At 52.3% G+C, this 24333-nt stretch carries 27 protein-coding genes; 11 read left to right on the top strand and 16 right to left on the bottom strand.

The window, feature by feature from the left end; all coding sequences use genetic code 11:
- Positions 1 to 3: 3 nt before the first annotated feature.
- Positions 4 to 894, top strand: a complete 891-nt coding sequence (gene cyoE / locus OGX86_RS15620; protein ID WP_100194043.1) for a heme o synthase — start codon at positions 4 to 6, stop codon at positions 892 to 894.
- Positions 895 to 951: 57 nt separating this feature from the next.
- On the opposite strand, the gene OGX86_RS15615 is transcribed toward cyoE, so the two are convergent.
- On the bottom strand, positions 952 to 1275 hold the full coding sequence (locus OGX86_RS15615; RefSeq protein WP_071696878.1) for a DUF1493 family protein: 324 nt from the start codon (positions 1273 to 1275) through the stop codon (positions 952 to 954).
- 167 nt (positions 1276 to 1442) lie between these two features.
- Entirely contained in the window at positions 1443 to 1817 is a 375-nt protein-coding gene (locus OGX86_RS15610) for a DUF1493 family protein (protein ID WP_286640273.1), read from the bottom strand.
- Positions 1818 to 2052: 235 nt separating this feature from the next.
- Here OGX86_RS15610 and OGX86_RS15605 point away from each other — a divergent pair, with 235 nt between their 5' ends.
- Complete coding sequence (locus tag OGX86_RS15605; protein ID WP_071445875.1) at positions 2053 to 3417, top strand: MFS transporter; 1365 nt, start codon at positions 2053 to 2055, stop codon at positions 3415 to 3417.
- 46 nt (positions 3418 to 3463) lie between these two features.
- Here the strand turns inward: OGX86_RS15605 and OGX86_RS15600 are convergent, their stop codons facing one another.
- On the bottom strand, positions 3464 to 3955 hold the full coding sequence (locus OGX86_RS15600) for a YajQ family cyclic di-GMP-binding protein (RefSeq protein WP_003831002.1): 492 nt from the start codon (positions 3953 to 3955) through the stop codon (positions 3464 to 3466).
- A gap of 174 nt (positions 3956 to 4129) precedes the next feature.
- Between OGX86_RS15600 and panE the strand changes: the two genes are divergently transcribed.
- From panE to OGX86_RS15585, 3 genes are read left to right on the top strand one after another with little or no spacing between them, the layout of a single operon-like run.
- Positions 4130 to 5041 carry a 2-dehydropantoate 2-reductase gene (gene panE, locus OGX86_RS15595; RefSeq protein WP_032942532.1) on the top strand — a complete coding sequence of 304 codons (912 nt, stop codon included), beginning with the start codon at positions 4130 to 4132 and terminating at the stop codon, positions 5039 to 5041.
- Positions 5004 to 5594, top strand: a complete 591-nt coding sequence (yajL, locus tag OGX86_RS15590; RefSeq protein ID WP_008783935.1) for a protein deglycase YajL — start codon at positions 5004 to 5006, stop codon at positions 5592 to 5594. The genes panE and yajL overlap by 38 nt, the downstream gene beginning before the upstream one ends.
- A gap of 32 nt (positions 5595 to 5626) precedes the next feature.
- Positions 5627 to 6709 (top strand): hypothetical protein, encoded by a 1083-nt coding sequence (locus OGX86_RS15585; protein WP_286640272.1) that lies wholly within the window; start codon positions 5627 to 5629, stop codon positions 6707 to 6709.
- Positions 6710 to 6774: 65 nt separating this feature from the next.
- Here OGX86_RS15585 and thiI read toward each other — a convergent pair whose 3' ends face one another.
- Positions 6775 to 8223: a tRNA uracil 4-sulfurtransferase ThiI gene (gene thiI, locus OGX86_RS15580; RefSeq protein ID WP_008783933.1), complete on the bottom strand. Its 1449-nt coding sequence runs from the start codon at positions 8221 to 8223 to the stop codon at positions 6775 to 6777.
- A gap of 196 nt (positions 8224 to 8419) precedes the next feature.
- Here thiI and xseB point away from each other — a divergent pair, with 196 nt between their 5' ends.
- Genes xseB through yajO form a run of 4 tightly spaced genes read left to right on the top strand, consistent with a single transcriptional unit; the run spans position 8420 to position 12480 of the window.
- Entirely contained in the window at positions 8420 to 8662 is a 243-nt protein-coding gene (gene xseB / locus OGX86_RS15575) for an exodeoxyribonuclease VII small subunit (RefSeq protein ID WP_003021586.1), read from the top strand.
- Positions 8663 to 9562: a (2E,6E)-farnesyl diphosphate synthase gene (ispA, locus tag OGX86_RS15570; protein ID WP_048226298.1), complete on the top strand. Its 900-nt coding sequence runs from the start codon at positions 8663 to 8665 to the stop codon at positions 9560 to 9562. It begins immediately after the preceding gene.
- Between the two features lie 24 nt (positions 9563 to 9586).
- Positions 9587 to 11449: a 1-deoxy-D-xylulose-5-phosphate synthase gene (dxs, locus tag OGX86_RS15565; protein ID WP_003830996.1), complete on the top strand. Its 1863-nt coding sequence runs from the start codon at positions 9587 to 9589 to the stop codon at positions 11447 to 11449.
- Positions 11450 to 11505: 56 nt separating this feature from the next.
- Positions 11506 to 12480: a 1-deoxyxylulose-5-phosphate synthase YajO gene (gene yajO, locus OGX86_RS15560; protein WP_008783931.1), complete on the top strand. Its 975-nt coding sequence runs from the start codon at positions 11506 to 11508 to the stop codon at positions 12478 to 12480.
- 99 nt (positions 12481 to 12579) lie between these two features.
- On the opposite strand, the gene pgpA is transcribed toward yajO, so the two are convergent.
- From pgpA to nrdR, 6 genes are all read right to left on the bottom strand, one after another.
- Positions 12580 to 13098 (bottom strand): phosphatidylglycerophosphatase A, encoded by a 519-nt coding sequence (gene pgpA / locus OGX86_RS15555; RefSeq protein ID WP_003021578.1) that lies wholly within the window; start codon positions 13096 to 13098, stop codon positions 12580 to 12582.
- A complete protein-coding gene (gene thiL, locus OGX86_RS15550) occupies positions 13076 to 14053 on the bottom strand; it encodes a thiamine-phosphate kinase (RefSeq protein ID WP_008783930.1) in 978 nt (325 codons plus the stop codon). The genes pgpA and thiL overlap by 23 nt, the downstream gene beginning before the upstream one ends.
- 77 nt (positions 14054 to 14130) lie before the next feature.
- Complete coding sequence (gene nusB / locus OGX86_RS15545; protein ID WP_000801129.1) at positions 14131 to 14550, bottom strand: transcription antitermination factor NusB; 420 nt, start codon at positions 14548 to 14550, stop codon at positions 14131 to 14133.
- Between the two features lie 19 nt (positions 14551 to 14569).
- Positions 14570 to 15040: a 6,7-dimethyl-8-ribityllumazine synthase gene (gene ribH, locus OGX86_RS15540; protein ID WP_003021575.1), complete on the bottom strand. Its 471-nt coding sequence runs from the start codon at positions 15038 to 15040 to the stop codon at positions 14570 to 14572.
- Between the two features lie 90 nt (positions 15041 to 15130).
- Positions 15131 to 16234: a bifunctional diaminohydroxyphosphoribosylaminopyrimidine deaminase/5-amino-6-(5-phosphoribosylamino)uracil reductase RibD gene (gene ribD / locus OGX86_RS15535; protein WP_128316815.1), complete on the bottom strand. Its 1104-nt coding sequence runs from the start codon at positions 16232 to 16234 to the stop codon at positions 15131 to 15133.
- A gap of 3 nt (positions 16235 to 16237) precedes the next feature.
- A complete protein-coding gene (gene nrdR / locus OGX86_RS15530; protein WP_003021571.1) occupies positions 16238 to 16687 on the bottom strand; it encodes a transcriptional regulator NrdR in 450 nt (149 codons plus the stop codon).
- A 153-nt stretch (positions 16688 to 16840) separates the two neighbouring features.
- On the opposite strand from nrdR, the gene OGX86_RS15525 reads away from it, so the two are divergent.
- Both OGX86_RS15525 and OGX86_RS15520 read left to right on the top strand, forming a co-directional pair.
- Complete coding sequence (locus OGX86_RS15525; protein ID WP_128316816.1) at positions 16841 to 17380, top strand: SadB/YajI family lipoprotein; 540 nt, start codon at positions 16841 to 16843, stop codon at positions 17378 to 17380.
- A gap of 298 nt (positions 17381 to 17678) precedes the next feature.
- Positions 17679 to 18542 carry a nucleoside-specific channel-forming protein Tsx gene (locus OGX86_RS15520; RefSeq protein WP_003021561.1) on the top strand — a complete coding sequence of 288 codons (864 nt, stop codon included), beginning with the start codon at positions 17679 to 17681 and terminating at the stop codon, positions 18540 to 18542.
- Positions 18543 to 18587: 45 nt separating this feature from the next.
- Here the strand turns inward: OGX86_RS15520 and OGX86_RS15515 are convergent, their stop codons facing one another.
- From OGX86_RS15515 to tgt, 6 genes are all read right to left on the bottom strand, one after another.
- Positions 18588 to 19280 (bottom strand): helix-turn-helix transcriptional regulator, encoded by a 693-nt coding sequence (locus tag OGX86_RS15515; RefSeq protein WP_032942528.1) that lies wholly within the window; start codon positions 19278 to 19280, stop codon positions 18588 to 18590.
- A gap of 23 nt (positions 19281 to 19303) precedes the next feature.
- Complete coding sequence (locus OGX86_RS15510; protein ID WP_032942527.1) at positions 19304 to 19669, bottom strand: VOC family protein; 366 nt, start codon at positions 19667 to 19669, stop codon at positions 19304 to 19306.
- Between the two features lie 170 nt (positions 19670 to 19839).
- A complete protein-coding gene (gene secF / locus OGX86_RS15505) occupies positions 19840 to 20811 on the bottom strand; it encodes a protein translocase subunit SecF (RefSeq protein WP_003021550.1) in 972 nt (323 codons plus the stop codon).
- Between the two features lie 10 nt (positions 20812 to 20821).
- A complete protein-coding gene (secD, locus tag OGX86_RS15500) occupies positions 20822 to 22669 on the bottom strand; it encodes a protein translocase subunit SecD (protein WP_003021547.1) in 1848 nt (615 codons plus the stop codon).
- 27 nt (positions 22670 to 22696) lie between these two features.
- Positions 22697 to 23029, bottom strand: a complete 333-nt coding sequence (gene yajC, locus OGX86_RS15495) for a preprotein translocase subunit YajC (protein ID WP_003021544.1) — start codon at positions 23027 to 23029, stop codon at positions 22697 to 22699.
- Positions 23030 to 23051: 22 nt separating this feature from the next.
- Positions 23052 to 24179, bottom strand: a complete 1128-nt coding sequence (gene tgt, locus OGX86_RS15490; protein ID WP_003021535.1) for a tRNA guanosine(34) transglycosylase Tgt — start codon at positions 24177 to 24179, stop codon at positions 23052 to 23054.
- Positions 24180 to 24333: the final 154 nt, after the last annotated feature.

Below are 24333 nucleotides of genomic sequence, written 5' to 3'. Positions count from 1 at the left end.
ATTATGATGTTTAAGCAATACCTGCAAGTAACGAAACCAGGCATCATCTTTGGCAACCTGATCTCGGTGATTGGGGGATTCCTGCTGGCCTCAAAAGGCAGCATTGATTATCCCCTGTTTATCTACACGCTGGTTGGGGTGTCACTGGTTGTGGCGTCGGGTTGTGTATTTAACAACTACATCGACAGGGATATCGACAGGAAGATGGAGAGGACCAAAAACCGCGTGCTGGTTAAAGGTCTGATTTCCCCTGCGGTCTCGCTGGTATACGCCACCCTGTTGGGTATTGCTGGCTTTATGCTGCTGTGGTTTGGCGCGAACCCTCTGGCCTGCTGGCTGGGGGTAATGGGCTTCGTGGTCTATGTGGGCGTTTATAGCCTGTACATGAAGCGCCATTCCGTTTACGGTACGCTGATTGGCTCACTCTCCGGCGCTGCGCCGCCGGTGATTGGCTACTGTGCCGTAACCGGTGTGTTCGATAGCGGTGCGTTGATTCTGCTGGCTATTTTCAGCCTGTGGCAGATGCCGCACTCTTACGCGATTGCGATTTTCCGCTTCAAGGATTATCAGGCTGCCAACATCCCGGTGCTGCCGGTGGTGAAAGGTATTTCGGTCGCGAAGAACCATATCACGCTGTACATCGTGGCGTTTGCTATCGCCACGCTGATGCTAACCCTGGGCGGCTATGCAGGTTATAAATACCTGATTGTTGCAGCGGCGGTGAGCGTCTGGTGGTTGGGCATGGCGCTGCGCGGTTATAAAGTGGAAGATGACAGAGTCTGGGCGCGCAAGCTGTTCGGTTTCTCCATCATCGCCATTACCGCGCTTTCCGTGATGATGTCCGTCGACTTTATGGTGCCAAACTCGCAGAACCTGCTGACTTACGTCTGGTAAGAATCTGCAGATACGAAAAGGGTGCTCCGGCACCCTTTTTATTGGCAGGAATATTATTCAGTCATAGAGCCATTTCCCAGCCTTTGCTGACTCGATAATCATACCTACTGTCAAAGGCTTTAACTCAATTTCAGGAGGATCTTTTCGCCAGAAAGGGTATTCTTGTTCAATATAATTCCTTCCATCAAACTTCGAGTATTCAATATCAAAATGCTCAAATAAATCAGCTAAAAAATCATACGCATCTTCCGGAACAAACTGAAAATCATCCTCAAGGGTCCATTCTTTAGTGACCTGCTTAAGACCAGGTCTGAACCAACGTTCCCTGATTGGGTAATTCTTCATGATGTACTCAATAACTTCAGCTTCATAATTTCTCATCAGAAGGATGTCCACTGTATGCGATCTTTGGTCGTAATAATATGATGATATCATTAGACTTTATGATGCATAATTCACACAACCTGTTGACCTGGGTTGGGTAAATTCAGCGAATGCTAAAAGGGTACTTCGGCACCCTTTTTACTTACTACGCGATTTTGAGAGCGTCAGGTCTCGTCTTTTTGCTCATCAGGCCAGATCTCAAACAACCATTTCCCCTCCTCTGCTGACTCCGCAAACATCCTTACGGTTAAAGGTAAACGTGTTGCTTCAACCTCCTCCCGTTTAACCTTGAACCATCGTGCCAAAAGTGGCGTGTTTTCCCAGGGGAAATAGCGGGTCCAGTCTACTTCCGATAAATCAACGTTGAATCCTTTCCGGAACTCTTCAATTGCATCTGAGAGATCGTCTCGTGGCTCATCGAATAAATCTGTGTCGAATTCTAAAGGAACCTCCTTCCAGTTTTCATCCAAATACCCAGGTATTTCTTCCCTGAAAATTTTTAACACATCGTCTTGAATACTCACTAGAATGATGTCCATTGAATACAAACATCAGCTTGAAGCAATGGGTTATATTTATCGCGAAATACCATTTTCCTTTTCCCTCTTTCCATTAGAAACAACCACAAAAAGACTACACCTGTAATTATCGCAAGCAAATTAGTTGCGAAAGTAATTATTTCAATTATCCCACTACACAATTCCACATATCGTAGAGGTTTACCGCACCCCTTCCCCGCTTTACACTAGGCGCGAAATTAATACAGAGGTGGGAATGAACGATTACAAAATGACGCCCGGTGAGTTGCGCGCCACCTGGGGTTTAGGGACCGTATTCTCGTTGCGCATGCTTGGCATGTTTATGGTCCTGCCAGTTCTGACCACGTACGGTATGGCGCTACAGGGTGCCAGCGAAGCGCTGATAGGCCTTGCCATCGGCATATATGGTCTGGCTCAAGCCGTCTTCCAGATCCCCTTTGGCCTGCTCTCTGACCGCATCGGTCGTAAGCCGCTTATTGTCGGCGGGCTGGCGGTATTTGTTCTCGGCAGCATAATTGCTGCTCTCTCCGATTCAATCTGGGGAATTATTCTTGGCCGGGCCTTGCAAGGCTCTGGCGCGATTGCTGCTGCCGTAATGGCGCTACTTTCCGACTTAACCCGTGAGCAAAACCGTACCAAAGCGATGGCGTTTATCGGCGTCAGCTTTGGTATCACCTTCGCCATTGCGATGGTGCTAGGACCAATCGTTACCCATGCGCTGGGACTACACGCGCTGTTCTGGATGATCGCAGCTCTTGCTACCACGGGTATTGTGCTAACCATTTGGGTCGTTCCCAATAGCACTACCCACGTGCTGAACCGCGAGTCGGGCATGGTAAAAGGCAGCTTCAGTAAAGTGCTGGCAGAGCCCAAACTGCTGAAGCTCAACTTTGGCATCATGTGTCTGCACATATTGCTGATGTCCACCTTCGTTGCCTTACCAGGCCAACTGGCGAAAGCAGGCTTCCCCGCCGCAGAGCACTGGAAAATTTATCTGGTGACGATGCTGCTGTCTTTTGTTTCCGTGGTGCCGTTCATCATTTACGCCGAAGTGAAGCGCCGCATGAAACGCGTGTTCCTCGCCTGCGTGTTACTGATACTTATTGCAGAGATTGTATTGTGGAGCGCTAACGTGCGTTTCTGGGGGTTGATTGCGGGCGTGCAGATATTCTTCCTCGCCTTTAACCTGATGGAAGCCCTCCTCCCCTCGCTTATCAGTAAAGAGTCTCCGGCTGGCTATAAAGGCACGGCAATGGGCGTTTACTCCACCAGCCAGTTTCTTGGCGTGGCGATTGGCGGTTCGCTCGGCGGTTGGGTGGTTGAAATGTTTGATGGTCAGGCCGTATTCCTGGCCGGTGCGCTTCTGGCGGCAGTGTGGTTATTGGTGGCGAGTACAATGAAAGAGCCGCCGTATGTCAGCAGCCTGCGGGTGGAAATCCCACCTGAAATTGCTGCGGATGACACCCTGAAGCAGCGTCTGCTGGCTAAAGAAGGGATAAGCGAAGTGTTAATTGTCGCGAAAGAACATTCGGCCTACGTGAAAATCGACAGCAAAGTCACCAATCGATTTGAGGTTGAGCAGGCCATCAGCCAGGCGTAAAGATGAGATTTGTCAGATGGCGGCTTACGCCATCTGACATAACGACTTAATCGCGGAAGTTCTTGAACTGGAACGGTTGACCGAGGTCGCCGCCGCGAACCAGCGCCATAACGGATTGCAGGTCGTCTCGCGCCTTGCCGGTTACACGGATTTCTTCGCCCTGAATCTGCGCCTGCACCTTCAGTTTGCTGTCTTTGATCAGCTTAACGATTTTCTTTTGCACTGCGCTTTCAATGCCTTGTTTCAGCTTAGCTTCAACAAACCAGGTTTTACCGCTGTGCACGAAGGTTTCTGGTACGTCCAGCGACGTGCCTTCAATACCGCGTTTGAGCAGCTTGGCACGCAGAATATCCAGCAACTGATTGACCTGAAAATCAGATTCGCTCAGCACCTTAATCGTCTTATTTGACTCATTCAGCTCAAAAGTCGCTTCAACGCCACGAAAATCAAAGCGTGACTCCACTTCGCGGCTGGCGTTATCTACCGCGTTACGGGCTTCCTGAAGATCAACTTCAGAGACAATATCGAAAGATGGCATCTTTTCCTCTCCCTTCATTTTTGATGCGAAGCATAATACCTGCAAAGTTACCCAACAGACAGCGCTATACTAGGCTGTATCCTTTAATTGTACGTGGTACTGATACCTGCGAACAATAATGGGGTACGGCCGATATGGATTAACACCTGGTGCTGTTGCAGGTGAGGAGGAAGAATGAAAATTACCGTACTGGGATGTGGAGCGCTAGGACAGCTTTGGCTTACCGCGCTATGCAAACATGGACATGAGGTGCAAGGGTGGCTACGCGTACCGCAACCCTATTGCAGCGTAAACCTGATCGACACGGATGGGTCAGTTTTTAATGAATCCCTGACGGCAAACGACCCCGACTTTTTGGCAAAAAGCGACCTGCTACTGGTCACCCTGAAAGCCTGGCAGGTTTCTGATGCGGTAAAAGGCCTGGCCGCAATTCTGCCTGAAACTACTCCCATTCTGCTGATTCACAACGGCATGGGGACAATTGAAGAGCTGCATAACATTAAGCAACCTCTGCTGATAGGTACCACCACCCACGCAGCACGCCGTGACGGCAACGTCATCATTCATGTCGCTCAGGGAACAACGCGCATTGGTCCTGCGCGTGAACAAGACGGTGATTTCAGTTATCTGGCTGAAGTCCTGCAAGAGGTGCTACCGGACGTCGCCTGGCACGACACTATTCGCGCCGAACTGTGGCGAAAGCTGGCCGTCAACTGCGTCATTAACCCGCTGACCGCATTATGGGATTGCCCAAACGGCGAGTTACGCCATCATCCTGAAAAAATAGCACTCATCTGCGAGGAAGTGGCCGCGGTCATTGAACGCGAAGGCCACCATACATCTGTGGATGATTTACGCTATTATGTCGAGCAAGTGATTGACAGTACGGCGGAAAATATCTCATCAATGCTGCAAGACATTCGTGCCCTGCGTCATACAGAGATCGACTACATTACCGGATATTTGTTAAAACGCGCCCGCGCGCACGGCATCGCCGTCCCGGAAAACGCCCAACTGTTTGAAATGGTAAAGAGAAAGGAAAGTGAGTATGAGCGCTCAAGCACTGGTATGTCTCGCCCCTGGTAGTGAAGAGACCGAAGCGGTCACCACTATCGATCTGCTGGTTCGCGGCGGAATTAAGGTCACGACCGCCAGCGTCGCCAGCGATGGCGACCTGACGATCGTCTGCTCACGCGGAGTGAAGCTGTTGGCGGATGCGCCATTAGTCGAAGTTGCTGACGGCGATTTCGACATTATCGTGCTGCCGGGCGGTATTAAAGGCGCCGAGTGTTTTCGCGACAGCCCGCTGCTTATCGAAACCGTGAAACAGTTTCATCGCTCCGGGCGCATTGTCGCGGCAATTTGCGCCGCGGCCGCCACCGTACTCGTCCCACACGATATTTTCCCCATCGGTAACATGACCGGTTTTCCGGCGCTGAAAGACCAAATTCCCGCTGACCAGTGGCAGGACAAGCGCGTCGTATGGGATCCTCGCGTCAACCTGTTAACCAGCCAGGGACCGGGGACTTCCATTGATTTCGGTTTGAAAATCATTGATCTTCTGGTGAGTCGCGAAAAAGCTCACGAGGTGGCGTCACAACTGGTGATGGCCGCGGGAATCTATAACTATTACGAGTAAATCTTCGAGCCACTCCCTTATAAGGAATCATAATGAAAGGATATCTGAGTGGAGTGGCTTTACTGCTCCTTTCCGGTTATGCCACAGCGACGCAACTCGAAATAAAGAGTATTGAATATCGCTATCCCGGAAGCACTGAAATGCAGTATCGCGTGCCATGGTTTTCCTCGACGGATAACCCCAAAGTTGCAAAACGCATTAACGATTATATTTTCGCAAGCTTTATCAATCAGCTACCGGGCAATACTCCACAGGCAACAGTAAATCAGTTTGCGAAATCAGCCATGAATCCCACCGCAAACCTTGACTACACGGTTGAGTATCGCGACGCAAAAATCCTGACCATGAATATGTTTATCGAAGGTTGCGGGGCGTATTGCGAGTCGTACAATGTGCCGATTAGCTTCGATTTAGCCAGCGGTGCGGCAATTACCCTTAACGATCTCTTTTCCCGGGCTACAATCGCCGAATTAAACACCCGCATCAGAAAAGATATCCGCGGCCAAATCGATACCTTTGTTACGGCGCATAATTCGCAAACACCAGAACAAATAAAAGAAGATAAAGGTGAAGATTTTAACTATGCCGAATTCTACGCATCGTGCGCAACCTACACCGACGGTTTGTACTACATCGACAAATTCTCCCTGCAAAAAGACCACCTGGCTTTCCTGAACGGACGCTGTAGCAACCACGCCAGCCGTGCGCTCGACGAGTTGGGTGATTTCACAACGAAAATCCCAACCGCGGAACTGCAAAATCAGCTCACACCGTACGGCCAATATCTGACTACCGCAAAGAGTACAACACCAGTTTCGCCAGCGCCCGGCATTGACGGCAAAGTCATGTACGGCACGCTGGGAAAAAGCATGCGTATTGTGTTGAAGGTGGACTGCAAATACGGTGATTTTTTTGAAGGGGCTTACTTTTACCAAAAATTTGGCGCACCGATTGAATTGACCGGCAAATGCGACACAGCCGACAATCAACATTATGAACTGAAGACATCTGCGGCTGAACAAACGCAAGAGAAGATAACGCTAGAGTTAAAAGACGGTGTCTATCAGGGGGTCTGGGAGTCGAACGGGAAGACGCTTCCCGTTCGTTTTGAATAATATCGTTATATTGCCGGATGGCGGCGTAACCGCCTTATCCGGCCTACAACACGATGTTTACTCAATTACGGGCGATACACCTTCACATTTTCAAAGCCCTGCTCGCGCAGATAAAGCGCCTGCAGGCGACTCATCACCCCGCGTTCACACCACAGCAGCCAAGTTTTACTCTGGTCCAGATCGCCGAATTTAGTGCTCAGCTTGTAGAATGGCAGAGAAACGACGTCCACACCTTCAACCTTCAGCGGTTTATCATCCTGTTCATCCACAGAACGGATATCCAGAATCACGTCGTTCGGGCCGAAACCGCTCACGGTTTCCACTTCCACCACGGTCTGCTGAGTCTGCTGGGCGATATCGCGAATATCGATATTGTTCGCTTCTTCAACCACTTTATCGAGGATAGAGAAATCGAAGTTTTCTTCTTCGGCCTCAATCTTCGCTTTAATCGCCTTCACCGTTGGGCTTTTTGAAATTACGCCGCAGTATTCCGGCATGGTACGCGCAAAGTCCTCGGTACCAATTTCACGCGCCAGGTTGATGATGTGCTCTTTATCATGGGAGATAAGCGGGCGCAGGATCAGGGTGTCTGAAACGTTATCGATCAGGCGCAGGTTGGTCAGCGTCTGGCTGGACACCTGGCCCAGCGCTTCACCGGTCACCAGTGCCTGTACGCCGTAGCGCTCAGCGACTTTCGACGCCGCGCGTACCATCATACGTTTGAGAACCACGCCCATCTGACCGTCGTCGACTTTCTCCAGGATCTCGCCCACCACCGGCTCAAAGTTGATCGCGACAAAACGCACGCGATGCGAGCTACCGAAGCGATTCCACAGATAATGTGCCACCTGACGAACACCGATTTCATGCGCGGCGCCGCCGAGATTGAAGAAGCAATAGTGTACGCGGCAGCCGCGACGCATCAGCATGTAGCTGGATACACCAGAGTCGAAACCGCCGGAAATCAGCGACAGTACGTCTTCCTGCGTCCCAATCGGGAAACCACCAATACCTTCATAGCGGCCTTTAACCAGCAGCAGACGGTCGTTTTCGATTTCAAGATTAACGGTCACATCCGGCTTCGTCAGCTTCACGCGTGCAGATTCAATATGTTGGTTCAGTCCACCGCCAACATAACGTTCCACCTCAATGGAGCTAAACTCATGCTTCCCGCGACGCTTCACGCGAACACAGAAGGTTTTACCTTCCAGTTGATCGCGATACTGCACCAGTGCCTTCTCGAAAATATCGTGCATATCGGTAAACGGCACGTCTTCTACTTCGAGAATGTGGTGGATACCCGGAATACGGGTCAGCGCGTCGCGAATATCCAGGCGCTGGCTTTCATCTTTAGCGCGAACCTCAACGTGATCCCAGTGACGAACAACGGCAAGGTCTTCATCATAGTGCTTTAAAACGTTACGAATGTTCCCTGTCAGAATTTTTATAAAGCGCAAACGCACAGATTGGCTTTTGATGGTGATTTCTGGGAACAATTTAATGATAAACTTCATGGCGGCAATGGTTCTTAGGCAAGTCTGAATGACTTGTAATGGAAAAAAATACAGCAGCCCATACCCGCGACTGCATCCAGGCGCGCAAGTATATCACCATCACGCGGCTACTGTGCACATTGCGCGTTATTTGCTTATCAGTGCGAGTCCGTTACCATAGTCTTGTGCTGCCAATACAGAGAGTCAGACATTCATTATGCCGAAGAAAAATGAAGCGCCCGCCAGTTTTGAAACCGCGCTGAGCGAGCTGGAACAAATTGTTACCCGTCTGGAAGGCGGCGACCTGCCGTTAGAAGAAGCGTTGAACGAATTCGAACGTGGCGTACAGTTGGCGCGTCAGGGACAGGTCAAATTGCAACAGGCTGAACAGCGCGTACAAATCCTGCTGTCAGATACTGAAGACGCCGCCCTTACGCCTTTTACACCGGATAATGAGTAAATGGATTTTACGCAGCAGCTACAGGCTTGCGTTGAGCAGGCCAACCAGGCACTGAGCCGTTTTATCGCGCCACTGCCCTTTCAGAACACTCCCGTGGTAGAAACCATGCAATATGGCGCATTATTAGGCGGTAAACGCCTGCGCCCGTTCCTGGTGTATGCGACCGGTCAGATGTTTGGGGTCAGCCTGAGTACGCTTGATGCTCCCGCTGCCGCCGTCGAATGCATTCATGCCTATTCGCTGATGCACGATGATTTGCCCGCGATGGATGACGATGACCTGCGACGCGGTCTGCCGACTTGCCACGTAAAATTTGGCGAGGCAAATGCGATCCTGGCCGGAGATGCGCTACAAACGCTGGCATTCTCCATTATCAGCGACGCCCCAATGCCGGAAGTCACTGACCGTGACCGCATCGCGATGATCTCTGAACTGGCTCAGGCCAGTGGCATCGCCGGTATGTGCGGCGGTCAGGCGCTGGATCTGGAAGCGGAAGGTCAGCAGGTTGAGCTGGATGCGCTGGAGCGGATTCACCGCCATAAAACCGGAGCATTGATTCGCGCCGCCGTGCGTTTGGGGGCATTAAGTGCTGGCGATAAAGGGCGAGAATGCCTGCCAATACTCGACAAATACGCAGAAAGCATCGGTCTGGCTTTCCAGGTTCAGGATGACATCCTGGATGTGGTAGGCGATACTGCAACATTGGGTAAACGTCAGGGTGCTGACCAGCAGCTTGGCAAAAGTACCTATCCTGCACTTCTGGGTCTTGAGCAAGCCCAGAATAAAGCCCGGGATTTAATCGAGGACGCCCGCCAGTCGCTAAGTCTGCTGGCCGCACAGTCACTCGATACCTCGGCACTGGAAGCGCTAGCGGACTACATAATCCAGCGTGATAAATAAACCAACATATCCCATGAGCTTGCGATGAGTTTTGATATAGCCAAATACCCGACCCTGGCGCTGGTCGACTCCACCCAGGAGTTACGTCTGCTGCCAAAAGAGAGCCTGCCAAAGCTTTGCGACGAACTGCGCCGCTATTTGCTCGACAGCGTAAGCCGTTCCAGCGGGCACTTCGCCTCTGGTCTGGGCACGGTGGAACTCACCGTCGCGCTGCACTATGTCTACAACACCCCGTTTGACCAGTTAATCTGGGATGTGGGACATCAGGCTTATCCGCACAAAATTCTGACTGGTCGCCGCGATAAAATCGGCACCATTCGTCAGAAAGGCGGCCTGCATCCGTTCCCATGGCGCGGTGAAAGCGAGTATGACGTACTGAGCGTTGGGCACTCTTCAACCTCCATCAGCGCAGGTATCGGTATTGCCGTTGCCGCCGAGAAAGAAGGTAAAGAGCGCCGTACCGTGTGTGTGATTGGTGATGGTGCCATTACCGCAGGGATGGCGTTTGAAGCGATGAACCACGCGGGCGATATTAGGCCCGACATGCTGGTTATCCTCAACGACAACGAAATGTCGATTTCAGAGAACGTTGGCGCGCTGAACAATCATCTGGCACAGCTGCTCTCAGGCAAACTCTACTCCTCGCTGCGCGAAGGCGGGAAGAAAGTCTTCTCCGGCGTGCCGCCGATTAAAGAACTGCTTAAACGTACCGAAGAACACATTAAAGGTATGGTTGTGCCGGGAACTCTGTTTGAAGAACTGGGCTTTAACTATATCGGTCCGGTGGACGGTCACGACGTGCTGGGGCTTATTACTACGCTCAAAAACATGCGCGATCTGAAAGGCCCGCAGTTCCTGCACATCATGACCAAAAAGGGTCGTGGCTATGAGCCTGCGGAAAAAGATCCGATAACCTTCCACGCGGTACCAAAATTCGATCCGTCCAGCGGATGCCTGCCGAAAAGCAGTGGCGGCCTGCCGAGCTATTCAAAAATTTTCGGTGACTGGCTGTGCGAGACCGCAGCGAAAGACAATAAGCTGATGGCAATCACCCCGGCGATGCGCGAAGGTTCCGGAATGGTGGAGTTTTCACGTAAGTTCCCGGATCGCTATTTCGATGTGGCGATTGCCGAGCAGCACGCGGTGACGTTTGCTGCCGGTCTGGCGATTGGCGGCTACAAGCCGGTGGTAGCCATTTACTCGACCTTCCTGCAACGCGCCTACGATCAGGTGCTGCACGATGTAGCCATCCAGAAACTGCCGGTCCTGTTCGCCGTTGACCGGGCAGGGATTGTTGGCGCAGATGGGCAAACCCACCAGGGGGCGTTCGATCTCTCCTTCCTGCGCTGCATCCCGGAAATGGTCATCATGACCCCGAGTGATGAAAACGAATGCCGCCAGATGCTGTTCACCGGCTATCACTACAACGACGGTCCAACGGTCGTGCGCTATCCACGCGGCAACGCGGTAGGCGTTGAGCTGACCCCGCTGGAACAACTGCCAATTGGTAAAGGCATCGTGAAACGTCACGGGGAAAAAGTGGCGATTCTCAACTTCGGCACCCTGATGCCGGAAGCCGCTCAGGTCGCAGAGTCGCTGAACGCCACGCTGGTCGATATGCGCTTTGTAAAACCACTGGATGAAACGTTGATCCTTGAAATGGCTGCCCAACACGAGGTGCTGGTTACCATTGAAGAGAACGCCATTATGGGTGGTGCTGGCAGCGGCGTAAACGAAGTGCTGATGGCCCATCGTAAGCCCGTCCCGGTGCTGAACATTGGCCTACCAGACTTCTTCATCCCGCAGGGAACTCAGGATGAAGCCCGTGCCGATCTGGGTTTGAATGCCGCCGGAATTGAGACCAAAATCAAGGCCTGGCTGGCATAATCCCCTCCCCGCTCCTGCTATGCTTAATTCATCACGAGCTAAGCAGGAGTGGATTGATGAAATACAACATCTTAGGAAAAACCGACCTACGGGTCTCCCGCCTTTGCCTGGGTTGCATGACATTTGGCGAACCCAATCGCGGCAATCACGCCTGGACGCTACCTGAAGAAAGCAGCCGCCCGATAATCAAACACGCCCTTGAGGGTGGCATTAACTTTTTCGATACCGCCAACAGCTACTCCGCTGGCAGCAGCGAAGAGATTGTCGGCCGCGCACTGCGTGATTTCGCCCGCCGCGAAGATGTCGTGGTCGCTACCAAGGTTTTTCACCAGGTGGATGATTTAGCGGAAGGTTTATCCCGCGCACAAATCCTGCGCTCAATCGACGATAGCCTCAGACGCCTGGGTATGGACTATGTGGACATCCTGCAAATTCACCGCTGGGATTACAACACGCCAATCGAAGAAACGCTGGAGGCTCTAAACGACGTCGTGAAAGCCGGTAAAGCTCGCTATATTGGTGCCTCATCCATGCACGCTTCGCAGTTTGCTCAGGCTCTGGCCTTACAGAAGCAACACGGCTGGGCGCAGTTCGTCAGTATGCAGGATCACTACAACCTAATCTACCGCGAAGAAGAACGCGAAATGCTGCCGCTTTGCTATCAGGAAGGCGTGGCCGTTATCCCATGGAGCCCGCTGGCGCGCGGTCGCCTGACGCGTCCCTGGGGAGAAACAACCGCACGTCTGGTTTCCGATGAAGTCGGTAAAAATTTGTACAACGAGAGCGATGAAAACGACGCGCAAATCGCCGCACGACTGACCGGTGTCAGTGAGGAGTTGGGTGTAACGCGGGCACAGGTTGCGCTGGCCTGGCTGCTGAGCAAACCCGGCGTGGCAGCGCCAATTATTGGCTCTTCGCGTGAGGAACAGCTGGATGAGTTGCTCAACGCGGTAGATTTAACATTGAAGCCGGAGCAGATTGCCGAGCTGGAAACGCCGTACAAACAGCATCCGGTGGTGGGATTTAAATAAGCGAGGTTGTAGATTGTAGGCCGGATAAGCATAGCGCATCCGGCACTGATCGCCCGATGTCGCGGCGCTTATCGGGCCTACAATAGCCGCTGAAAAGGGTTAAATGATACCTACCGGCCAGTGATGACCGATAAAATACAAAATTCCGGCAGAGAGTATCCCGGCCACAATATCGTCGATCATGATCCCCGTCCCGCCATGCACGTTGCGATCAAACCAACGAATCGGCCACGGCTTCCACATATCCAGAATACGGAAAATCACAAATCCGGCGGCAACCCACTGCCAGTCGTTGGTCGGCAGCGCCATCAGGGTAATCCACATCCCGACAAACTCGTCCCAGACAATACTACCGTGATCGTGCACGCCCATATCTTTCGCCGTTTGATGGCACAGATAAACGCCGATACAGATAGATAACATCACCACCAGCGAATACAGCTGCCACGGCAGAAAAGTCATTAAATACCAAAAAGGGATCGCCGCCAGCGATCCCATCGTGCCTGGAACAATTGGGCTCAGCCCGCTGCCAAAACCGGTGGCTAACAGGTGCCACGGATTGCGCATACTCAGGCGGCTTTTGGCGACATCTTTTTTAAGGCGCGGCAAAATGGTCATATCCTTTCCAGTCAAACGTGACGGGTTTTCCATCGCGCGTAAAGTGAATGCCTTCCACGTCCGCGCTCATCTGCCCAATGCAGGTAAACGCTGCGCCGAGATTTCCCAGCGCCACTTCCAGCGCACCACGATTAATTTCCGGTACGGTAAAGCATAACTCATAATCTTCACCTCCCGAGAGCGCCCAACGCAGGGCCTGTTCCGGCTCAACGTGCTGTGACAATGCCGTGGAGTATGGCAGCACATCAACGTTAACCCGTGCGCCACAGCCGCTAGCATTAACGATGTGTCCCAAATCGGAAATCAGGCCATCGGAGAGATCGATAGCCGCACTGGCCAGATCGCGCAGGGCTTGTCCCTGCAAAATACGCGGCGTGGGACGCAGATGGCGTTGCAGCAGATAGTCCGCGTCTGTTGCATCTGCAACCTGCAATCGGTTCTGCAAAATCGCCAGCCCGGCCGCACTGTCGCCCGGCGTGCCGGTAACATAAATCCAGTCACCCGGTTTCGCGCCGGAACGTTTTAAGGCCCGCCCAACGGGGACGTAGCCATGGATACCCAGCGTCATCGACAGCGGCCCACGCGTGGTGTCACCACCAATCAGCTGCATATCATAGTAATTGAGGAGTTCAAACAGGCCATCGCTGAAGGCTTCCAGCCAGGCTTCATCGACGTCAGGTAACGTGAGCGCCAGCGTCAGCCACGCAGGATCCGCCCCCATCGCCGCCAGATCGCTCAAATTCACCGCCAGCGCTTTCCAGGCGAGATCGGTCGGATCAATGTCGGGGAGGAAGTGGTTGCCTGCCACCAGCGTATCGGTACTGATCGCCAGCGTTTGTTTTTCAGGGATGTTCAGAAGTGCGCAGTCGTCACCAATACCGGTTTCGACATCAAGACGAGAAGTTCTTACGCGGTCAAAATAACGGGCAATCAGGGAAAACTCGCCACATGCCATACGTTATGCCTCAGCAGAAAAAAAAGAAAAAGCCGGGGACAGCGGAAACAGGTTCCACCATCCAGCCGGCCTCGGGATTACTTTTTGTTGGGGCGAATCACAGGTGCTGCTTTATCCAGTACGCCGTTCACGAATTTGTGGCTATCTTCAGCGCCGAAGGTTTTTGCCAGTTCAATCGCTTCGTTGATGGCCACTTTGTACGGCACATCACTACGTTTAGACAATTCAAACAGCGCAATACGCAGTACGGCTTTTTCTACCTGACCCAGCTCTTCCAACAGACGAGACAGGTAAGGCTTCATTAATCCATCCAGGTACGCGCTGTTAGTCGCCACCCCGGACAGCAGTTCACGGAAATACAGAACGTCGACATCTTTAACGTCCTGTTCTGCCAGGAACTGGTATTCAACATCAGCGATGTCGTTCTGGGACAACTGCCAGGAGTAGAGCGCCTGGACGGCACACTCACGGGCGCGGCGACGAGCAGCAGGTTTCACGGATTTCCCCTTACAAAAATCAGGCCTTGATGGCTTTCAATACATTAATCATTTCAAGCGCAGTCAGTGCAGCTTCTGCGCCTTTGTTACCGGCTTTAGTGCCAGCACGTTCGATGGCTTGTTCAATACTTTCGGTGGTCAGAACACCGAAGGCTACCGGAATGCCACTGTCCTGAGCGACATGCGCCAGGCCATTGCTTGCACCGCCAGCCACATATTCGAAGTGTGCGGTACCGCCACGGATCACCGTACCGAGCGCAATCACCGCGTCGTATTTACCGGTTTTTGCCAGTGCGTCAGCGGCCAGTGGCAGCTCATATGCACCTGGAACCCAAACAACGGTAATGTTTTCATCTTTAACCTGGCCAATACGTTTCAGGGCGTCGATAGCACCTTCCAGCAGGCTGTCATTGATAAAGTTGTTGAAACGCGCAATGGTGATGGCGACGCGAGCGTCCGGGGTAGCAACGTTAGCTTCAATAATGTTCATATTCTTCCTTCGGGTTCGATTTATGGCCCCGTAAGGGGGGCGGATTTTATCATAATATTCTGTGCGCTGCTTCCTCTAAATCAGAAAGCCTCACGCAGTCGTTAAATGCAGGCAAACGTCCGGGCCCACCTGGCGTATCTCATTGAATTTGAAATGGGGTGCGTCAGCCAGTTTCTCAAGGCCTGGAAGCACACATAATCCTCTCGCATCGCTGCCTAACAGTTTAGGCGCAACATACACGATTAGCTCATCGACCAAACCGGCCTGTAATAATACCCCGGCGAGCGTTGGGCCAGCTTCAACCCAAATGCTGTTAATTTGCTGTTTGCCCAGTTGCATCATTAGCACCACCAGATCCAGATGTCCGTTATGTTCCGGCACCTTCAGGCTGCGCACCGTCTCCGGCCAGCTACGAGGGTCGTCTTCAGTCCGGACAATCCAGGTTTCTCCAGGCTGTTGCACAATTCGGTGCGCCGGTGTGACCTGATTCTGGCTATCAAGAACAATGCGGATTGGCTGACGCAGCTCTTCCTGCGGGTAACTCGCCTGAGTTGACTCCCCAAGCTCCGACCAACGCGCGGTAAGCTGAGGGTCGTCTGCCAGCACCGTCGCACTGCTGGTTAAAATGGCATGACTTTGCGCGCGCAAGCGTTGCACATCGCGGCGCGCCTGTGGCGAGGTAATCCACTGGCTTTCACCGCTGGCCATCGCTGTACGGCCATCAAGCGACGCGCCAAGCTTAAGCTGAAGATATGGGAATCCCGTACGCATGCGCTTGAGGAAGCCTTTATTCAATTGCTCAACTTCGCTCATCATCAGCCCGTGGCTGACGTCGATACCCGCCTGCTGCAAACGGTAGAGCCCACGTCCTGCGACCTGCGGATTGGGATCCTGCATCGCCGCAACCACACGCGACACCCCCGCCGCAATCAGCGCATCGCAACACGGCGGCGTGCGACCATGATGACTACAGGGTTCAAGCGTCACGTAGGCAGTTGCCCCCTGCGCTTTTTCTCCAGCCATCCGCAGAGCATGAACTTCGGCATGCGGTTCGCCCGCGCGGTGATGATATCCTTCACCGACGATCTCCCCATCTTTCACAATCACGCAGCCCACGTTGGGGTTGGGGTGAGTGGTAAAACGTCCGCGCGCAGCAAGCTTTAGCGCGCGCGCCATGTACAATTCATCCTGCATGGCTTAGTCCTGTAGGCGAGCAATCTCTTCGCCAAATTCTTTGATATCTTCGAAACTCCGGTAGACAGAGGCAAAGCGGATGTAGGCGACTTTATCGAGCTTTTTCAACTGCTCCATCACCAGGTTGCCAATCATCTTGCTCGGCACCTCACGCTCGCCCGTCGCACGCAGCTGTGATTTGATATGGTTTAACGCCATTTCGACGTCATCTGCGCTGACAGGCCGTTTCTCAAGCGCTCTGAGCATGCCGCTGCGCAGCTTTTCTTCATTAAAGGGTTCACGCACATCGTTGCTTTTCACAACGCGCGGCATAACAAGTTCAGCCACTTCAAAAGTGGTGAAACGTTCGTTACAGACCAGACACTGCCGACGGCGGCGTACCGAGGAGCCCTCGCCTACAAGACGAGAGTCAATTACCTTAGTGTCTACGGCGAAACAGAATGGGCAATGCATACGGCGTCCTGTACCTCAGTGGTTAACAGAATCTATTTTACCCTGAACTGCCGTGACAACAAAGGCGCTGCGCTTTTGAGACAAAGGATCGATGCCTTCGTGCTCAGTGCACACTACCATTATGCTATCGCGACAATGAAGGAAGTAATCACAATGACAAGACGTTACCTAAGAATTCTCCTGGTGGGAAGTCTCTTTAGTCTTAGTGCCTGCGCACAGCAAAGCGAAGTACGCCAGCTGCATCAAAGCGTTAGCACGTTGAATAAAGAGATGACGCAGCTTAATCAGGAAACGGTAAAAATTACGCAACAAAATATGTTGAATGCAAAATCAACCAGCGGCGCCTATCTGCTGCCGGGCTCCAAAACCCCGGCACGACTGGACAGCCAGATTGGCACCTTACGCATGTCGCTGGTGAACATTGCGCCGAACGCCGATGGTACGCGCCTGACGCTACGAATTCAGGGTGAATCCAACACGCCTTTACCCGCCTTTAGCGCCACCGTCGAATACGGGCAAATTCAGGGCACCACGGACAACTATCAGGAAGTGAACGTTCATAACCAATTGGTCAACGCTCCGGCGAGTATTCTTGCTCCCAGCGACGTAGACATTCCGTTACAGATAAATGGCCTCACTCCAGATCAGTTAGGATTTGTGCGCATCCACGACGTCCAGCCTGTTAGCCAATAAACTTTTTTGCGGAACGTTTTGTGCGTTCCGCAACATCACTCTGCTTCTTTTTGTTACTCCCCTGACATAACCGATATTTCTGGTAAAACTTGGCAACATTCATGGGAGCCAGTACAATTCGCCGCCTAAAGTACGCAAACGTGAACGCAATCGATTACGTAAATGATAGAACTGTGAAACAAGACATATTTTTGTGAACAATGATTTTTATAATAGGCTCCGAAGAATTACGAAATATTTAGAAACGCAAATTGCGCATTTTTCACTCCCGAAAGGGATTTCAAACAGTGGCATACATATGAAAAAAACATTACTTGCAGCCGGTGCAGTGCTGGCGCTCTCCTCGTCTTTTACTGCCAACGCAGCAGAAAATGACAAACCGCAATATCTGTCCGACTGGTGGCACCAGAGTGTCAACGTGGTGGGTAGCTATCACACCCGTTTCTCCCCGAAACTGAACAACGACGTGTATCTGGAATACGAAGCGTTTGCCAAAAAAGACTGGTTTGACTTCTATGGCTACATCGATATTCCGAAAACCTTCGACTGGGGTAACGGCAACGATAAAGGTATTTGGTCTGACGGTTCCCCGCTGTTTATGGAAATCGAACCGCGTTTCTCCATCGACAAACTGACCGGTGCTGACCTGAGCTTTGGTCCGTTCAAAGAATGGTATTTCGCCAACAACTACATCTACGATATGGGTGATAACAAAGCCAGCCGCCAGAGCACCTGGTATATGGGTCTGGGTACCGATATCGATACCGGTCTGCCGATGGGTCTGTCCCTGAACGTGTATGCTAAATACCAGTGGCAGAACTATGGCGCATCCAACGAAAACGAGTGGGATGGCTACCGTTTCAAAGTGAAATACTTTGTGCCGATCACCCAGGTTTGGGGCGGCCAGTTGACCTACATCGGCTTCACCAACTTCGACTGGGGCTCAGATTTGGGTGATGATCCGAACCGCACCAGCAACTCTATCGCATCCAGCCACGTCCTGGCGCTGAACTACGATCACTGGCACTACTCCGTCGTAGCGCGTTACTTCCATAACGGCGGCCAGTGGAAAGGTGGAGATACCCTGAACTGGGGCGAAGGCGACTTCAGCGCGAAATCTACCGGTTGGGGTGGTTACCTGGTCGTAGGTTACAACTTCTAATCCAGACAATGTTTCGCAGACAAGCCAGCTTAACCGCTGGCTTTTTTATGGCTGGTCTTCACAGCGTACTTTACGCAAAAAGTCACTTAGCGAGCGATCTGCCGATTCGCGAAAATGCCTGTCGAGTGGCGTAATCTTCAGACATCGATCAACGCGAAAGCAACGATAATCGTCACGCTTCTCGCACCAGCCAACCAGCAGCCAGTGCTCGCCCCAGAAAAATAATCCCAGCGGCTGAACGTCGCGCCAGGAGAGATTCCCGGACTCATCACGATAATGCAGCGCCAGCACCTGCTGTGCTGAAACCGCGCGATGTATGAGATCGAAGGCACTACGTGAATGCGGCTGATTACCAAAATCTGGCGCGAAAATCCGCGTTTGCTCGGCTCTGCGCCGACTCTCTGGCGGCAATATCGCCAACACTTTTTCCTGCGCGGATTCCAACGCCTGTGAGAGTGAATCCCCACCCCATGTTTTCAGCAATCGAATCGCTACCATCAATGCTTCTGATTCGTGATGCGTTAACATCAACGGCGGTAGATCAAACCCGGCCATTAAGCGGTATCCGCTGCCCACTTCGCCTTCAATAGGCACACCGGATAAAGAGAGATCGCGGATATCGCGATAAATCGTCCGTTCAGAAACCTCAAGACGCTCTGCCAGCAGCGCCGCCGTTGTCACTCGCCTGCCACGCAGGATTTGCACAATCTGAAACAAGCGGTCGGCGCGTCTGCTCATTTTAATCCTCAGTGCTGAAAATATTACGCGGGTTGATGTAAACCAACACGATTGCCTTCGCTGTCAGTAAATAGCGCAATCGTACCAATGTCCTGCCCCAGTTCGAGTGGGCCAAACACACACTGACCGCCAGCAGTGGCGACGCGTTCAAGCGTTGCAGCCAAATCGTCCGTATGCAGATAAATAATAGCGCCCTGCGCTGAAGGCGTAATACCGTCAAATTTAGCCAGCGCCCCGCCGGGAGCGGGATCCTGATGCGGAAATACGGCGAGCTCAGCGCAGTCCATGTTCTCCCGGCGCAAAGAAACCTGCATTACTGGCTCATAAAAAGCGATGGCGCGATCCATTTGTACCACGGGGATTTCAAACCAATTAATTACATTGCTCATACTTCCTCCTGCCTGTGTGGGTAATCTCAGGAGGACTATATGACAGGGCTACTGACAGCATACTGTCAGTAGTGTGGCGACAGGAAAAGATAATTACCTGTCGCTAATTCACAGGCAAAAAAAATCCCGACCTTGCGATCGGGATTCCAGTATCTTCACTCCTGGATGGGTTAAGGCAGAATCGACGGTTGATCCGCCCCTTCTTTCTCGACCTTCTGCTGCAGCATGTGCTCACGCTTCATACCCAGCTTCAGCGCCAGCGCCGATGCCACGTAGATAGAAGACGCAGTACCGATGGAAACACCGATCAGCATCGTCAGCGAGAAGCCTTCCAGTACCGGACCACCGAACAGGAACAGCATCAGAATAACCATCAACGTTGTACCGGACGTAATCAACGTACGGTGCAGCGTTTGAGTCAGTGACACGTTAAAGATTTCGTAAGGCGTACCGCGACGAATTTTGCGGAAGTTTTCACGAATACGGTCAGATACAACGATACTGTCGTTCAGCGAGTAACCGATTACCGACATCAGTGATGCGACGATAGTCAGGTCAATCTCGATATGGAACAACGACAGGATCCCAAGTGTGATAATCACGTCGTGCGCCAGCGCGATAACTACCCCTGCCGCCAGTCGCCATTCAAAGCGGAAACCGACGTACACCAGGATGGAGATCAACGCCGCCATAAGCGCCATCGCACCGGTTTGCGCCAGGTCTGCACCCACGCTCGGCCCCACGAATTCAATTCGCTTCACCGCGGCGTTTTGGTTGGTGGATTCGTTAATCACACTCAACACTTTGCTACCCAGCACCTGACCGCCGTCTGCACCTTCAGTTGGCGGCATACGCACCATAATGTCGTGGCTGCTGCCGAAGTTCTGCAGCAGCGGGTCAACAAAGCCCGCTTTCTCCAGCGCATCGCGCATCACGTCCATATCGGCCGGTTTTTCCAGCGTGATTTCAATAACCGTACCACCGGTGAAATCGAGACCCCAGTTAAACCCGCGTACGCCCATCACCACGATGGCCGCAATCAGCAGGAAACCTGAAATGCCGAAAGCCCAGTAGTCCCAGCGCATAAAGTCCCAGACTTTACGGCCGTGGTTCAATTGTTCAACAGTATATTCCTGTGCCACTTCGCACTCCTCAGATTGACAGCTTTTTGACGCGCTTGCCGCCATACAACAGGTTTACGATGGCACGTGTACCGACAATCGCGGTAAACATCGACGTCGCCACACCAATACCGGTAGTAATCGCGAACCCTTTAATTGCCCCGGTGCCAACTGCGTACAGGATGATGACCTTGATCAGCGTCGTAATGTTCGCATCAAAGATGGAGCTAAATGCGCCCGCATAACCTTCATTGATGGCCTGCTGCACCGAGCGCCCGTTACTCAACTCTTCTTTGATACGTTCGTTGATCAGTACGTTCGCATCGACCGCGACGGCAAGGGTCAAGACGATCCCCGCAATCCCCGGCATACTCAGCGTAGCCCCCGGCAGCAACGACATAATACCGACAATCAGCACCAGGTTAGCAATCAGCGCACTGGTCGCAATCAGACCGAACTTCTTATAGAAGAAGATCATGAACAGGATAGACACCACCAGACCGGCCAGACATGCTTCCAGACCCTGTTTAATGTTCTGCATACCCAGGGTTGGGCCGATGGTACGTTCTTCAACAATCTGAATCGGCGCAATCAACGCACCGGCACGTAACAGCAGGGAAAGCTGGCGTGCTTCGTTCGGGTTGTTGATACCGGTGATACGGAAGCTGTTACCCAGGCGAGACTGGATATTGGCGATGTTAATCACCTCTTCCTGTTTAACCAGTACTGCACGACCGTTGGCATCTTTCTTACCGCTGTCTTTGTACTCCACGAACAGGGTCGCCATCGGCTTACCGATGTTGTCCTTGGTGAAGTTGGACATGATGTTACCACCTGCGCTATCCAGCGAGATGTTAACCTGCGGTTGATTGTATTCGTCCTGGCTGGAAGTGGAGTCGGTGATATGGTCACCGGTCAGGATCACGCGCTTGTACAGCACAACCGGCTGACCTTCACGAGATTGTTTCACTTCCGAGTCACCCGGTACACGCCCGGATGCCGCAGCAGACTGGTCAACGTTGGTATTTACCAGACGGAATTCCAGCGTCGCGGTTGCGCCCAGAATTTCTTTCGCACGCGCGGTATCCTGAATACCCGGCAGTTCGACCACAATGCGGTCAGCCCCCTGACGTTGTACCACGGGCTCAGCAACACCCAGTTGGTTAACACGATTACGCAGAATGTTGATGTTCTGCTGTACTGCGTATTCACGGGCTTCGCTCAGGCGCGCATCGGTCATTACCGCACGCAGAGCATTGCTGCCCTGGCTGGAAATAACCAGATCCTGGTGACGTTTGCTCAGGTAAGAGATAGCTTCATCACGGGCGCTGCTATCACGGAAAGTGATGCTCAGACCGTAGTTATCTTCTTTGCGAACGGTAGTATAAGGAATGCCTTTTTCACGCAGATCGCTGCGCAGGCTATCGATATTTTGTTCCTGCAACTTACTCAGCGCGGTGTCCATATCCACTTCCATCAGGAAGTGAACGCCGCCACGCAGGTCAAGACCGAGTTTCATCGGTTCTGCGTGAATGGCAGCCAGCCAGCGTGGGGTTGCCGGAGCAAGGTTAAGCGCCACGACGTACTGATCGCCCAGTACGCCCATTAATACTTCACGTGCGCGCAGTTGGGTATCAGTGGAGTCGAAGCGCGCGAGAATAGCACCCTCTTCCAGAGCCACAGACTTAGGTGTGATTTTATCTTCTTGTAACGTTTTCTGGACCTGGATCAGCGTTTGCTCACTGGCGGCGGCACCGCGCACGCCAGTGATTTGAACAGCCGGATCCTCACCATACAGGTTGGGAAGCGCATAGAGCAGACCGACGACAATAACGACGATCAGCATGACATACTTCCACAAAGGATAACGGTTTAACACGGCAGTTCCCTTTGGGAAAACAATAAATTACAGCGCCTTCATGGTGCCTTTCGGCAGAACGGCAGCTACGAAATCACGTTTGATAACCACTTCAGTGGTGTCGTTCAGCGCGATAGCGATGTAGCCAGATTCTGCTACTTTAGTCACGCGACCCACCAGACCACCGTTAGTCAGTACTTCATCGCCTTTCGCAATGGAGTTCATAAGGTTCTTGTGTTCTTTGGTACGCTTTTGCTGTGGGCGCAGGATCATGAAATAGAAAATCAGACCAAACACCACCAGCATCAGAATCAGAGACATCGGGCTGCCCTGCGCCGGAGCACCTGTTGCCGCTACCGCATCAGAAATAAAAAAGCTCATTCAAATTCCCTCATTATTAAAATTAATCAACGTTCACAGGTGGAACTGGTCTACCCTGACGTTGGTAAAAATCGGTCACGAAGCTCTCTAATTTACCCTCTTCAATAGCCTTGCGTAAACCCGCCATCAAACGCTGGTAGTAGCGAAGGTTATGAATCGTGTTGAGTCGCGCGCCCAATATTTCGTTGCAACGGTCGAGATGATGCAAGTAAGCGCGCGAATAATTGCGACAGGTGTAACAATCACACTCAGCATCGAGCGGACTGGTGTCGCTTTTATGTTTCGCGTTACGAATTTTTACCACGCCGTCAGTCACAAACAAATGACCATTACGGGCATTTCGCGTTGGCATCACGCAGTCAAACATATCGATACCGCGACGCACGCCTTCAACCAGATCTTCTGGTTTGCCGACGCCCATCAGGTAACGCGGTTTATCTGCCGGAATCTGTGGGCATACATGCTCCAGGATGCGGTGCATATCTTCCTTCGGCTCACCGACAGCCAAACCGCCGACAGCGTAGCCATCAAAGCCGATATCTACCAGACCTTTGACGGAGATATCACGTAAATCTTCGTAAACACTGCCCTGAATGATGCCAAAAAGCGCATTTTTGTTGCCGAGACTATCAAAACGGTCACGGCTGCGCTTCGCCCAACGCAAAGACATCTCCATTGAGCGTTTAGCATAGTCCCAGTCGGCCGGATACGGTGTACATTCATCGAAGATCATCACGATATCGGAACCGAGATCGTATTGAATCTCCATCGACTTCTCTGGATCGAGGAAAATCGGATCGCCGTTGATCGGGTTACGGAAATGCACGCCCTGCTCGGTTATCTTACGGATATCGCCCAGACTGAACACCTGGAAGCCGCCGGAGTCGGTGAGGATCGGCCCTTTCCACTGCATGAAATCGTGCAGATCGCCGTGCAGTTTCATGATTTCCTGACCCGGGCGCAGCCACAGGTGGAAAGTATTGCCGAGGATAATCTGTGCGCCGGTCGCTTCAACTTCTTCCGGCGTCATGCCTTTTACTGTGCCGTAAGTACCGACTGGCATAAAAGCAGGCGTTTCTACTACGCCACGATCAAAAACCAGGCGGCCGCGGCGCGCGCGACCGTCTGTGGTATCCAGTTCAAATTTCATTTTTTCTCCTGCATCAGAGAGACAGTCTGATGATTAAACTTTCCCCACGGAATCACTCCACGGAGTAAAAATATATTAACCCACTGGCGAAGGCGCAATCGGCGCAGCCAGTTTGGGGGCGACCAGCGCACAGCCACCGGAGCGTACACGCAGT

It is taken from the genome of Citrobacter sp. Cpo040, assembly GCF_030332915.1.
Lineage (GTDB): Bacteria > Pseudomonadota > Gammaproteobacteria > Enterobacterales > Enterobacteriaceae > Citrobacter > Citrobacter portucalensis.
The sequence above is the reverse complement of the archived record's forward strand: the minus strand, read 5'-3'. Positions and strand labels throughout refer to the sequence as shown.